The organism is Helicobacter pylori SA213A, from assembly GCF_000476275.1.
In the GTDB taxonomy this organism is placed as follows: domain Bacteria; phylum Campylobacterota; class Campylobacteria; order Campylobacterales; family Helicobacteraceae; genus Helicobacter; species Helicobacter pylori_CL.
Genome location: NZ_CBOM010000075.1, coordinates 1 through 385, shown reverse-complemented (window position 1 = coordinate 385; position 385 = coordinate 1). Strand labels below are relative to the sequence as shown.

Below are 385 nucleotides of genomic sequence, written 5' to 3'. Positions count from 1 at the left end.
GTTTAACTTGTGGGGTTTGTGGGAGCGTATCCAATTCTTCTAATAATTTTCGTAATTCCAATTCTTGTTTTCTAATTTGTTCAAAATTCGTATTCATGGGCATTTGAGAGCCTTTTAATGCTTATTTTTCAAAAGACGATATAATAATAGGAGTGAAACCCTTAAAAAGTCTTGGCGGACTTATTAAGGGTTATTAAAACGCTAAGGTTTTAATATAGTGGCTGTGTTAAGATTACCACTAAAATCACTACTATCAAAAATGCTTTCATGGTGTGCCTCCTAACGGAGTGCCACCCGCTACAAACTCCCAACCCACTAGCTTTTAAAGCTAATTGCTCCAAATTTGTTAACACTAGGATTAGCAACCATGTTACACCGCCTTAGG

Annotated in this window: 1 pseudogene; it reads right to left on the bottom strand. The window is 36.4% G+C overall.

Annotation, left to right across the window (positions count from 1 at the left end):
* A pseudogene (locus QT74_RS08385) lies at positions 1 to 103 on the bottom strand (RepA); the annotation flags it as partial.
* Between the last annotated feature and the right edge of the window lie 282 nt (positions 104 to 385).